Annotated in this window: 10 protein-coding genes and 1 pseudogene; all 11 read right to left on the bottom strand. The window is 53.0% G+C overall.

Going from position 1 to position 12304, the window contains the following annotated elements:
- Positions 1 to 92: 92 nt before the first annotated feature.
- The 11 genes and pseudogenes from S2091_RS08935 to dgoD all read right to left on the bottom strand — a co-directional run bounded on the left by S2091_RS08935 (position 93) and on the right by dgoD (position 12169).
- Positions 93 to 1976, bottom strand: a complete 1884-nt coding sequence (locus S2091_RS08935) for a S53 family peptidase (protein ID WP_105531462.1) — start codon at positions 1974 to 1976, stop codon at positions 93 to 95.
- Between the two features lie 577 nt (positions 1977 to 2553).
- Positions 2554 to 2715, bottom strand: a pseudogene (locus S2091_RS08930) (transposase); the annotation flags it as partial.
- Between the two features lie 185 nt (positions 2716 to 2900).
- Positions 2901 to 3902: a LysR substrate-binding domain-containing protein gene (locus S2091_RS08925; RefSeq protein WP_105531461.1), complete on the bottom strand. Its 1002-nt coding sequence runs from the start codon at positions 3900 to 3902 to the stop codon at positions 2901 to 2903.
- 26 nt (positions 3903 to 3928) lie between these two features.
- Complete coding sequence (locus S2091_RS08920; protein ID WP_105531460.1) at positions 3929 to 4702, bottom strand: SDR family oxidoreductase; 774 nt, start codon at positions 4700 to 4702, stop codon at positions 3929 to 3931.
- Between the two features lie 33 nt (positions 4703 to 4735).
- Entirely contained in the window at positions 4736 to 5713 is a 978-nt protein-coding gene (gene araH, locus S2091_RS08915; protein ID WP_105531459.1) for an L-arabinose ABC transporter permease AraH, read from the bottom strand.
- 112 nt (positions 5714 to 5825) lie between these two features.
- The gene (gene araG, locus S2091_RS08910) at positions 5826 to 7316 is read right to left on the bottom strand and encodes an L-arabinose ABC transporter ATP-binding protein AraG (protein ID WP_105531458.1); all 1491 of its coding nucleotides are present in this window, start codon (positions 7314 to 7316) and stop codon (positions 5826 to 5828) included.
- Between the two features lie 5 nt (positions 7317 to 7321).
- A complete protein-coding gene (locus S2091_RS08905) occupies positions 7322 to 8332 on the bottom strand; it encodes an arabinose ABC transporter substrate-binding protein (protein ID WP_105531457.1) in 1011 nt (336 codons plus the stop codon).
- A gap of 15 nt (positions 8333 to 8347) precedes the next feature.
- On the bottom strand, positions 8348 to 9316 hold the full coding sequence (locus tag S2091_RS08900; protein ID WP_165794955.1) for an SMP-30/gluconolactonase/LRE family protein: 969 nt from the start codon (positions 9314 to 9316) through the stop codon (positions 8348 to 8350).
- A 40-nt stretch (positions 9317 to 9356) separates the two neighbouring features.
- Positions 9357 to 10010 (bottom strand): 2-dehydro-3-deoxy-6-phosphogalactonate aldolase, encoded by a 654-nt coding sequence (locus S2091_RS08895; protein WP_105531455.1) that lies wholly within the window; start codon positions 10008 to 10010, stop codon positions 9357 to 9359.
- Positions 10011 to 10061: 51 nt separating this feature from the next.
- Positions 10062 to 11057: a 2-dehydro-3-deoxygalactonokinase gene (locus tag S2091_RS08890; RefSeq protein ID WP_105531454.1), complete on the bottom strand. Its 996-nt coding sequence runs from the start codon at positions 11055 to 11057 to the stop codon at positions 10062 to 10064.
- On the bottom strand, positions 11021 to 12169 hold the full coding sequence (dgoD, locus tag S2091_RS08885; RefSeq protein ID WP_105531578.1) for a galactonate dehydratase: 1149 nt from the start codon (positions 12167 to 12169) through the stop codon (positions 11021 to 11023). Before dgoD ends, S2091_RS08890 begins: the two co-directional genes overlap by 37 nt.
- Between the last annotated feature and the right edge of the window lie 135 nt (positions 12170 to 12304).

The raw sequence follows: 12304 nt of genomic DNA, 5'->3' as shown, positions 1-12304 counted from the left end.
GGATTAACAGTCGGTAGTTTTATTTTAAAAACGGAGGAGGGCGGTTAAAAAAACCGCCCTCTAGGTTTAGCTACGTAAACCCAAATCAAAACCTAGTAACCCCCTCTAGAAAAAGATTTGGCTAATTTCGTTACGTCGATAGCGCCAATTCCTGTTGCCGGGCTGTAGCCATAGGTTGATTGATAGTACTCATTGTCACCAGCAGTAACGGCTCTGAATGGCGAATTGCTACCATAGCCAAATTGATTGAATCTTGAATACAACTGCGGATTCAAAAATCCCAGGCGTGTTCCGCTGACTTGGGAAACGAGAATGGCCATACCGTTTAACTGAGGAGCGACAAAGCTGGTGCCACCCCAGTAGTACGCCCATTGGCCGCCCACGTATTCGGCATAGCCGGTATCAGGATCTGCATTCAACGAGATGTCCGGCACATTGCGCCCTGCATAACCATCTGGCAAATCGATCAGATCTACCGGGCCAGTAGATGTCTGGCAAATTAGAGCTTGGTTAGCTGCTGTGACTTGTGTGCCGTGCAAATTTTGCTGGTAGTACGGCAGGTCAAATTCCACGCTCACGCCACCGCCGCCACCGACTGGAAATAAGTGTTCGTAATAGGAGTTATCGCCAAAATTGGTGATGAAGAAGTTTTGTAGATAATCCCAGGCCCAGGCCCTGTCTTTGGGCACAGTAACACTGCCAACTACAACGTTATTGCTATTGTAAAAGGTTTGGGTTCCGGCCAAGGTTATCCCGCCGGCGGCAAGAATCATCGAATCGCTGGCGGGGTACTCGACACTCAGCGTTGCTGTACAGCCGGGATAATAGTAATAGCCTTGATTATTGTTGATGTCGTACGCGCCTTCATCACCGGACGAAGTGAGCACGGAAATACCTTGCGCTGCCAATTCCATCAAGGCCTGATGGACTGCTGGCATAACGCCCGTGTCTTGACCAAATTCGGTGCCGCCCCAGCTCATTGAAAGCGTGTCGACTGTGTTGTCAGCGGCCGCTTTTAAAAATACGTCGGCAAATCCCTGATCAGTATTCGGCGCTTCATAAACATAGACTTTGGCTGCCGGTGCGACACCGCCAGATTGTTCTACGTCTAGTGTAGTTTCACCAGATCCATTTGTTCCGGTTCCGCCATCAACCGGAATCTCTGTGATTCTATCGGATGCCACGTGCAGGCCGATGGTTTGCCAATAAGTATAAGCATCGCTGGCGGTGAAGGTGGCAAACGTTGCTATACCAATATTATGGTTTTGCCCCAGAATGCCTTGTTGGTACAGCGGGTTGATGTTATACAGTTCAGCGACATCGGTTACCGTAAACGAGCCAGGTGAGTTGGTCGTTGTTACGCCATTAGCCAATTTTATTCCTTTGGTGCCTGGAACCATCTTCATCGTGCCGCCAGAATCCTTGGCAAGATTATGCGACAGCGAATGTAATTTAGGTTTGGTATTCAGACCGATTACTGCCATGACCACATCAGACACGCTGGAAGGAATAGTAAGGGCAACACTTGGTTTGATATAACTTAACCCGTTCTCCTTGTAACTATGCACTTCAGTGGCAAGATATTTGTTAAATTGCGCAGTGCTACCGGTTGCGCGTATGACCATGTGGCTGCGGTAAACTTCGCTAACCTGTATCCCTAATTTGCCTAAGTCTGCTTTAACGCGATTAACGTCTGCATCTGTGGGAGCATAACGGTGCGCGAATTCATCCACCGATAAAAAATGATGGTAATTCGGGCTGTTAGGATCGACAGTGTCGTTAATGTATTTATTGAGCTCATTAGCATTGCGCAACTGCAGCACAATAGAAACGGTCTGGGTCTGGGTCGGTGAGATTGCGCCTGTGTCCTGCGCGGTTGTAAGTGATTTGGCAGCAAATGCGCTACCTGGCAAACATAGTGCTCCAATGAATAGGCCAGATACTGCAGCAGCTAACGGCTTGGTTTTGAGTTTCATTTAAAAGTCTCCCGCGGATTGGGTTTTGATCGGGCGGTACTTATTCTCATGGAATAAAATACCGCTGAATAGGGCCATGCATTTTTTTATGCAATTTGTATTAACTTCGGTAAGTTGACGCAAATCCTCTATGATGCGTTGGGGGATTGGCATATCAGTACTTTGTCGTACAAAATCAAAGCGATTTTGTTAAAGGGGGCAAGAAACGATGACTACCCAATCTGGTTGATTACTTCCTTGTGGAGGGTTGGTCAGCGTACCGGACACCGTTCATCCGCCGCCACTAACGTCCATTAGTTCTTCCGCAGTGAGCTCTTCTGCAATATCACGAGCAAGAACGCGAAAACCTACATTGTTTGTTTGGTTCATATGCAAATTCCTTTTCATAGTTAGATACTTCATTAAGTCAATAATGAGCTGATCACAATATTGATAATGCGCCCGATGTAAAATTGAATTAATTACAGAATGTCAGTTAGTCTTTTTCTTCCATCGTGCACTACACAGAATACACAATTCAAACAACCAGACCTTGATCGTTATGATAGTTAAAGGTGACGAAATTAGCATACCGATGTATATCACCGCCCGGAACAATGCCATGCACATGCGGATGATGTTTCAACGCCGATTTCCAGGTATGTAATATCAACGTTGCGCCAATACGTGCACCGAGATGTGTCGGGTTGGCAGCGATGGTGCGTAACGTAAAGACGACATGGAAATAGTCCACCGGTACCCTGTGGTATGCAGCGTTTTCAGATGCGCTATTGAGTCAGGAAATGATTGATCGCATTGTGCAATCGCACCAACAAATGATTGGTGGTTGGAAGGGAATTGGTGAATCTAAAATGGCTGATCCAAAATGCTCAAACTATCGCCAAGCTGCTATTAGCCCAGCGCCGTGGTGTTGGGAATATTTTTTTATTTTTGTCCCGCTTCTACCGCCGCGCTGAATGTTGACATGCCATCCAGTTTTAACTGATTTTGCAGATTCGCTGCAACTTCACGCAATATGGTCAACATAGCTTGCGCTCCCGGGGACAGCTTATATTTTCTACGCGTTACAATGCCGTAACAATCCATGCGCAGACCGAGATCATAAGGTAGCACTGTCAGCAGTCCGATATCCAAATAGGGACGTACCAACTCTTCCGGCAGCGCAGCAATCATGTCACTGCCAATGAGCAGGTTGGTGATCATGGGCAACGCGGTGGTTTCCACCGTGATTCCCGGTTGATCCAGTCCGCGTGCTAAAAACAACGCAGTCAGCCGGTCGCGTAATATGCTGCCAGCCGGCGGCATGATCCAGCCTTCTTCAATCAATTTCTCGAGATGCAGATCCGAGGTCTTTGCCAGCGGGTGATCAGCGCGCACGATCAGACTATGCGGTTCGTCGGAGAGCGGTTCAAAGTTAAGTTCGTTAGCCGACTCGGAATCCAGAATGCGTCCTATCACCATATCAAGTTCACCTTTGCGCAGGCGCGCGACCAGCGTTTTGCTGGAATCAACGCAGATTGACACCTGCACGCGTGGAAAGCGCAGTTTAAGTAATCGCACCGTTTGCGGCAGCAGGCTGATCGACGGCGTCATTACCGTTCCGATCGCCACCCGGCCGGAGAGGCCGGAAAGCAGCTCCATGATTTCCTGATGGGCCGCATCCATTTCTGCCAGCGCCGCACCAGCACGCCGGATCAGCACTTCGCCATAACAGGTCGGTACCACACCGCGCGGCAGGCGGTCAAATAACGGGACGCTGAGCGCATGTTCCAGTTCGCTGAGTAACTTGGATGCGGCAGGTTGGGTTAGGTTGGCTGCCTGGGCAGCATGCAGGATAGATCCATTGCGACCTAGTTCTACCAGCAACACCAGATGTCTGGTTTTGAGGTGTGAGCGTACAAAGCGGTCAACACGTGTATCAGACATACCGGCCTTTAGGGTAGTGAGTAGTGTTATTCATGATAAAGCTGGGATCTGCCGCCATCGATCAGTATGTCGGTGGCATTGATGAAGCGTGCTTCATCGCTGGCTAAAAAAAGCGCGGTGTAGGCTACTTCCTCTGGCGTGCCGATTCGCTTGCACGGCAACAACGCTGCCTGGCGCGCCTGCTCTGCTTCCGGATCCGGGCAGTTTGCCAGCCATGTTTTGACATTGTCCGTCATGATCAGTCCCGGCGAAATTGAATTGACTCGGATGCCGCGTGCCGCATATTCAATACCCAGCGAGCGTGTAAGTCCAATCAATGCATGCTTGGCTATTGGATAGGGGAAGCAGCCGGGAATAATTTTGTGGCCGTGCACCGAGGCGATGTTGACGATGCTGCCTGATCCTTGTTCCAACATCGATGGCAGCACCGAACGCGACGCATTCCACGCGCCTTCCAGGTCGACAGAAAAACAGCGTTGCCACTGGTCGGGCGTCATCGCCAACGGATCCGAGAACACGTCCATGCCGGCGTTGTTGATAAGCACATCGACTTTGCCAAAGCGCGCCACCGACGTCGATGCCAGCTGCTGCATGGCATAGGTATCGGCCACATCGGCCTGCACAAATAGGGCATGTTCTTTGCCTAATTCATCACACATCTGCGCGGCCGCATCGTCGTAGCGATGGCTGTTAAACACCACGCTGGCGCCCTGATCCACGAACAGTCTGGCAATGGCGCGGCCGATTCCGAGTGTTGAGCCAGTGACGATGGCAACCTTGCCGGCAAGTCGTTGAGTCATGATAATGATCCTGATTGTTAAAGGTTGTTCGGATCAGATGCGATGGGCAGTTGTTTTCAACTGGTCCAACAATACGGCGATGAGTAAAATCAGGCCACGCATCAGGTACTGATAAAACGCGTCAACATCCATCAAATTCATGACATTTTCCAGCGTGCCCATGATAAGCACGCCGATCAGCACCCCGAAAATTCTGGCTTTGCCGCCCTGTAGGGAGACCCCGCCCAGCACGCAGGCCGATATTACGTCCAGCTCAAACCCCTGGGCTGCATTCGGTTGGCCGCTGGTAATGCGTGAGGCCAGAATTAATCCGGCCATGGCCGTGATCAGCCCCTGCAATAAAAAAATCCAGACTCGTAATCGTTCCACCTTGACACCTGCCAATCGCGCTGCTTCCGGATTACCTCCAATAGCCAGAGTATTGCGGCCAAACACGGTGTGATTGAGCAGGACGCCGAATACCACAAAGCAGGCCGCGGTTACCAGTATCGGTAGAGGCAGACCGAGCAGGCGGGTATCGCCAAAGCTGATGAAGTCTTCGTTTGCGATGCCGACTGCCTGTCCGTGCGAGACGATGAAAGCCAGACCGCGCACCATCAGCATGGTGGCCAGTGTGGCGATCAAGGCGTTGACCCGTAAATAGGCGATCAGCACGCCGTTACCCGCTCCGATTAGTGCGCCGGCCAGCAGGCCGCCTATGACAGTCAGCGCTACACTGTGCGTCTGTTCCAGGATGATAGCGCCGAGGACGCCGGCAAAGGCGATGGTGGATCCGACAGATAAATCAAAATCGCGCGAGGCCAGGCACAGCATCATGGTGCAGGCCACCATACCGATCTGTGCTACGGATAACATCAAACCGATGATGTTGGTGGTCGAGAAAAAGTTCTCGACTGTGAACGACAAAAGGATGAACAGGACCGCGTAACCTATCGGCATGCTGTATTCGACTAACCAGCGGCGTTGTTTGTCGGCGGGTACAAATGGCTGCTCACTGGAATGCACACGCATGTCGTGCTCCGGATTTGGATCGGAGGAGTGGGAGGAATTCATCGTTTGAACAGCTAGTGTCTGGAATTGTTTTAGCATTGTTTGGTCTCAAAATTTGGGTGGTTCATCGTTATCAGGCAGCCAATGCCAGGTTCAGTACAGCTGTCTCGGTTGCTTCGGAACGATCCAACACACCGCTGATTTCCTTATTGCGCATCACGAGCACGCGGTCGGCGATGCCCAGCACTTCGGGCAATTCCGATGACACCACAATTACGCAGCAGCCCTGTTCGGCCACCTCCTGAATAATGCGGTAGATTTCATTTTTTGCGCCGACGTCGATGCCGCGCGTGGGTTCGTCCAGTATCAATACCTTCATCGTCGATTCGGCTAGCCAGCGCGCCAGTATCACTTTTTGTTGATTGCCGCCGGACAGGAACCGTATCTCCTGGTCACGATTCGGCGTTTTGATGCGCAATCGATCAATGAAAAAATCGGCCCGGGCCGCTTCCTTGTTTCGACGCAGAAAGAAACCGACGCGTAAATCATGGCGGCGGCAGCTGATATTTATATTTTCCGCAACCGAGGCCTGCGCCAGAATGCCTTGTTCTTTGCGGTCTTCCGGACACAGCAAAATTCCTGCTTCAATTGCCGCAGGCGGGCTGTTAGCCGGTACCGGCACACCGTCCAGTAACACGCTACCGGCAAGGCGCCGGTCGGCACCGTACAGCAGCCTCATCAGTTCGCTACGACCAGCGCCAACCAGGCCGAAGAAGCCGACGATTTCCGCGCCGCGCACGCTGAAGTTGCATCCGGTGGGGTCATTCTTGCCTCTCAGTCCACGCACCTGCAGACGCTGTGCGCCGAGCGGTCTGGGGCGATAGCCGTAAATGTCGGACAGTTCGCGCCCGACCATGTCGTGGATCAGCGTCTCACGCGGTACCTGCGCCATGACCGGATGGGTAACGATTTTGCGCCCATCGCGAAAAATCGTGCAGGCGTCGCACAAGCTATACAGCTCTTCGAGCCGGTGCGAAATGTAAATCAGCGTGTGTCCGGTGCTGCGCAATTCGCGCACCAGTCGAAACAGAATCTCACTCTCGGTATAGGAAAGGCTGCTGGTCGGTTCATCGAACGCGATGATCTGGGCATTCTGCATTACTGCCTTGCAGATTTCCACCATCTGACGTTGTGCTATGGACAGATGCGAGAGGCGTGCATCGGGGTCCAGATCAACACCGATTTCACTCAGTCGCTGCAAGACCATACGTCTGGCCTTATTTCGATCAATCAGCCCGAAGCGTGCCGGAAAACGCCCCATCAATATATTTTCGGTCACCGTCAGTTCCGGCACATACTGCAGTTCCTGATGAATTACGGCGATGCCGGCGCGGATGGCATCGGCGGCTGAATTGAACTGGCATGGCACCGAGTTGACCAGCAAACGACCGCCGTCGGGCCGGTATTGACCACCCAGAATTTTCAAGAGGGTAGATTTACCCGCACCGTTTTCACCCAACAGGCCATGCACTGTTCCGGCGTGCGCATCGAAGCTCACGCCAGCCAGCGCCCGAACCCCAGAAAAATGTTTTGAAACCTGATCGAATTGCAGATAGGCCGTCATCGATTTCACAGCCCGTTCGCGGCGCGAACTGCTGCCTGGTTGACTCGGGTCATCAAGGTGCCGGCGGTGAGCGTAACGGCTACCGGTTGCTGATTGTCTACTATCCATTTGTACATATTGAGTGCCGTTTCATAGCCATGACGCTTCGGGCTGATCAGTACCGTCCCGTAAAAACCGGTGATCATCGGTTTGGCAAATTCATTTTGAGCGGTTTTGCTGCCGCCGATGCCGATGCCGATCAACGAATCGCTTTTCAATCCATGGCTTTCCGCTGCGCGCACGGCACCCAGAACCGCTTCATCATTCATGCCGAATACTAGCCAGTGTTTGAAATGAGCCTGTTTGGTGAAAGCGATATTGGCTGCGTTAAAGGCGCTCTCGGTGTCGGATTTTCCCTGAGATGCGTCGATAATGTTGGCGCTTGGAACGCCGGCGGCCTTCAAAACCTCGGCCGCACCCATGGTGCGCTCGCGAGCGGTCGGCAGTTGGTCAAACGCCATACGTAATGCGCCGACCTCCGACGGTTGCCAGCCACGCTCCTTCATGGCAGATATCAATCCCTGACCGACCTGCCTGCCGATGTCGCCGCCGGAGATGCCCATGTACGGTATGCTCGTCACAGGTTTGCCGCTGGCATCGATGAGCTGGTCATCGACCGCCATCACTTTCAGGCTGTTGCGCATGGCAGCCCGCTCGATGGCGACGCCCAGTTTGACATCAGGCGCGCAAATCACGAAGCCTTGCGCTTTTTGCGCGGCCAGATTATCGATGGCAGCCATCATCTTTTCGCCGTTCGGCGTGCCGATCTTAATCAGCGTAAATCCTTTTTCGCGTGCCGCCTGTTCGGCAAATCGCCATTCATCCTGGAACCACGGCTCTTCTGCCTGTTTGACCAGGAATCCGATTTTGATCGGTTCACCAGGTTTTTGTGGTTCAGCGGCTTCAACCAGATTGCTGGAAATAAAGGCAGCCAGGAGCGGCAAGGATCTGAGCAGCGACGTCAATTGTGTATTCATTTATTCTCTCCCTGATTATGATTGTTTAGTATTCATTCTGATTTCAACTGCAACAGAAACATCTGGCATATCGTCAAACAAGGTCTCTGCTATCCCGATCGGCTCCGGCAATGTGATGCCAAACAGGCTGCCTGCATCCGGCATGTGGATCAATTCTGCGTTACTCATTTCCTGGGTTGAACTGGTGACCATCAACATGTCCAGATTGGAGCCACCAAAGGCAGGGCAGGTCGGATTTTTGACCGGTACGGCAATGCGGCGTATCAAGCGACCATCCGGCGCGTATTGCGCGATTTGCGATGCACCCCATTGGGCATTCCACAGGCATCCATGACGATCAATGACCGATCCGTCGGGAAATGCGGCCACGCCATCGGCGTCGGCCACCTTCGAAAAGAGGCGAATATTATTCACCTGTGCGCTGTCGCTGTCGTAGTCACATTGCATAATGCAGCGCGTGGGCGTGTCGCAAAAATACATGGTTTTGCCATCCGGGCTAAAGCAAATACTGTTGGCGACAGCTACCGCAGGCAGCGCCAGGCGTCGTAATCCGTGTAGATGCGAATAGTGATAGAAGCTGGCGATGGCCCGCTTATCTGTCGCTTCGTTCATCGTGCCGAATACAAAATTGCCGCTGCGGTCGGTGCGCCCGTCGTTGATGCGGGTGCGCGGCTCTGCCGGATCCACGGCAACCAGCGGCACCGCCGCCAGATCGGGTAGCTCGGCCGTGCACACCCACTTCGCCATGCCGAGCAAAATCCGCCCGGATCTGCTGTGCGCCATCGAACCGACCCGACCACCCGGTTGGAAATCGCAGCGCAAGCCGGTTTCACCCGACCAGGCATGAATCGTGGCTGATTCAATATCGGTCCACCACCAGCGCTGATCAGCCGGATGCCATAGCAGGCCTTCACCGAGGATATTTTTTTGCGCGTGCACCACCGACATGGTCAATTCCGGCGTTAAGGAAGATTGCGCGAACATGGACATTACCTTTGAAAATAAATGGTTATTTGCATGATCATTATGAGATTTCGGTATTGCTTATCTGCTGCCATTTGTCGGCGAAAAGGCGCCCCCGTTTGGCCACATCTGTTGCCACCATGCCGCTGGAAAACAACGCTGATCCCAGGCCAAAGCCCTGCGCACCAGCCTGCCGGTATTCAGCCATATTGCTGGTAGTGATTCCGCCGACGGGCATAACGGGCAGAGCCGGAGGCAAAACGGCGCGCATCGCTTTTAATGCAACCGGAGGGATTAATTCGGCAGGAAATAATTTCAGCGCATCGGCACCGGAAAAATAAGCAGAAAATGCTTCCGTCAACGTTGTCACGCCCGGCACGCAAGCCATGCCGGCCTGTTTGCTTGCTGCGATGACGACCAGGTCGGCGTGGGGCATGACAATCAATGTTCCGCCCGCATCCTGCACCTGAACAACAGCGTTAGTTGTTAATACGGTTCCGGCACCGACGAGCGCATCATCCGGAAGACAGCGTCTGAGCAGTTTGATTGAATCGAGCGCCTGCGGTGAATTCAGCGGCACTTCAATCAGTCTGAATCCCTCTGCGTACAGCGCAGCCGCGACGGCTTCCACTTCCGACGGATGGATGCCACGTAGAATCGCCACCAGTGGGAGTGCCGAAAAGGCGGCGGTAAAGCGGGAAGTATAATTGCTCACTGTAGGTGCCTGAAAATAGTAAACACGATTTAATATTGGATGATGTTCAATTCAGTTTAACGACTGTCTGGTAATGCCTGATGCCAATGCCACGCTCCACAGACCAGCCGGGGCGGTGTCAGAGAGCACAACAGCATCGGTGACGTCGTAACTGCTCATGGCATGTACATAGCGTCGGCATAGTTCTGGATCACCCGCCAGCACCAGCGGCGCCGATTCCAGCCCAGCCAGTTTTCGCCAGTTCAGCCCGGCCTGTACTTCGTGGCCTATCAACAGACCAGACAGATATTCAGTTAATTCCATTCCATTCATATTCTTCGTCAATCCCAGGCTGCGCACGGAAAACAGCTGGTGGCTTAAACCCAGATAGCCCTGATCGCGTGAGGCGCGCACGCCATTCAAAAAAGCAGCATCGTCCCTGGTGATTCCGGATTCGGGAAGCAGACGGCCAAGTACAGAATGTTGGCGCAGTACGAAAAATAGTTCACCGGTCATATGGGTGGCGAACGCACAAATTGTGCCGTGGCTGGTTCGCGCCCATTTGGAATGGGTGCCCGGTAAAACGATACATGCTTCGCTGGTCAGATTCGGCAAATTTCGCAGCGCACCGATCAATTGTGTCTCCTCGCCACGCATGACGTCAGGCGGTAAATTGTCGGGGCTGCAAATCAGGCCGGGAATAATGTGTACCGGCTGGTGATGTATTTTTACCAGATTGGCGGCTACTTTGTTGATGTCGGCGACGCATTCCACATACGGCACTTCCTGCCAGCCATGCGCAGAGCCCACCATTCCACAGGCCAGCACGGATAGATTATTTTTCCTGCCGCCGGTTTGCATCCAGTCGCCGGTTAATTGGTACAGCGTATTCAGATAACTGTCGGCATCAGCCATGCCAGAAGCCCCTTGCGTCGTTGCGCGGGTTTCAAGCACGGCGCCATCTGCGTCAAATAGGTAGGCGCGCAGGCTGGTGCTGCCCCAGTCGATGCCGATTAATGAAGGCTGGCTGGTCACCATTCGGCCACGCTGCCATCGGCATGGCGCCATAGTGGATTGCGCCAGTCGGGCGGATTGAGGCTAGCGGCGATAACCCGTTCCTCGTCGATTTCCACTCCCAGGCCGGGTTTTGGGAAAGGCGCGATATAGCCGTTCGTGATCTTAAAGTCCTCCCGATTGATGACGTAGTCCAGCAATTCGGCGCCCTGGTTGTAATGGATGCCGATGCTTTGTTCCTGCAATACCGCGTTGTGCGAGACGAAGTCCACCTGTAGACATGCCGCCAATGCTATCGGTCCCAGCGGGCAATGCGGGGCCAGTGCGATTTCATAGGCCTCGGCCATAGCTGCAATCTTGCAGCATTCGGTAATGCCGCCAGCATGCGACAGGTCGGGCTGAACGATAGACAGGCCGCCCTGATGAAACACGTTTTTGAAATCGAAGCGTGAATACATGCGTTCGCCGGCGGCCAACGGAATCGAGGTGCTGTTGGCCAAACGTGGATAATATTCGGCCTGTTCAGCCAGAACTGGCTCCTCGACAAACAGCGGCCGGTACGGCTCCAGTTCGCGCAGCAACACCTTGGCCATCGGCGCAGAAACCCGACCATGAAAATCGATGCCGAATTCAATCGTCGAGCCAAATGCGGCGCGAATTTCAGCTATGCGCTCTACCGCAGCATCGATAGCCATCGCGCTGTCGATCATGCCGAGTTCTTCCGTGCCGTTCAGTTTAAACGTATCAAATCCGGCATTACGCAATGAAGTTATGCCTGCAATCACGTCCGACGGACGGTCGCCGCCAACCCAGCTATAGGTTTTCATGCGGTCGCGTACCAGGCCTCCCAAAAGCTGATAGACCGGAACGCCATGTACTTTGCCTTTGATATCCCATAAGGCCTGATCAATGCCTGCGATGGCACTCATCAAGATCGATCCGCCGCGGTAAAATCCGCCGCGATACATGGCATGCCACAGATCATTGATACGCGCAGGATCCTGTCCGATCAAATAGGGTTGCATTTCCTGTACTGCCATTTCAACGGTGCGTGCGCGTCCTTCGATGATAGGCTCACCCCAGCCGACTATGCCGGCGTCGGTGTCGATTTTCAATAGCATCCAACGTGGGGCAATGCGGTAGGTAGTTAATTTGGTTATTTTCATAGATGCAGTAAGGTGTTCAAGTGACCAGCACGAGTGTAGTCGGATCAATTGAACGGCAAATATGAATAATTCGTGGATACCCATATGAAAATGGAATACATGCACAGTGCCGAATTCGGCATCGGCATCTGTTAC

Origin of the sequence: Solimicrobium silvestre, from assembly GCF_002976435.1 — a bacterium.
GTDB lineage: Bacteria > Pseudomonadota > Gammaproteobacteria > Burkholderiales > Burkholderiaceae_D > Solimicrobium > Solimicrobium silvestre.
Note: the sequence above shows the minus strand (reverse complement) of the source record. Positions and strands in the feature narration are given on the sequence as shown.

Excerpts from the sequence above, each read along its gene's own strand:
- S2091_RS08935 (WP_105531462.1), bottom strand. The coding sequence starts at position 1,976 with ATGAAACTCAAAACCAAGCCGTTAGCTGCTGCAGTATCTGGCCTATTC.
- araG (WP_105531458.1), bottom strand. The coding sequence starts at position 7,316 with ATGACGGCCTATCTGCAATTCGATCAGGTTTCAAAACATTTTTCTGGG.
- dgoD (WP_105531578.1), bottom strand. The coding sequence starts at position 12,169 with ATGAAAATAACCAAATTAACTACCTACCGCATTGCCCCACGTTGGATG.
- S2091_RS08900 (WP_165794955.1), bottom strand. The coding sequence starts at position 9,316 with ATGTTCGCGCAATCTTCCTTAACGCCGGAATTGACCATGTCGGTGGTG.
- S2091_RS08905 (WP_105531457.1), bottom strand. The coding sequence starts at position 8,332 with ATGAATACACAATTGACGTCGCTGCTCAGATCCTTGCCGCTCCTGGCT.
- S2091_RS08920 (WP_105531460.1), bottom strand. The coding sequence starts at position 4,702 with ATGACTCAACGACTTGCCGGCAAGGTTGCCATCGTCACTGGCTCAACA.
- S2091_RS08925 (WP_105531461.1), bottom strand. The coding sequence starts at position 3,902 with ATGTCTGATACACGTGTTGACCGCTTTGTACGCTCACACCTCAAAACC.
- S2091_RS08890 (WP_105531454.1), bottom strand. The coding sequence starts at position 11,057 with ATGGCGCCATGCCGATGGCAGCGTGGCCGAATGGTGACCAGCCAGCCT.
- araH (WP_105531459.1), bottom strand. The coding sequence starts at position 5,713 with ATGCGTGTGCATTCCAGTGAGCAGCCATTTGTACCCGCCGACAAACAA.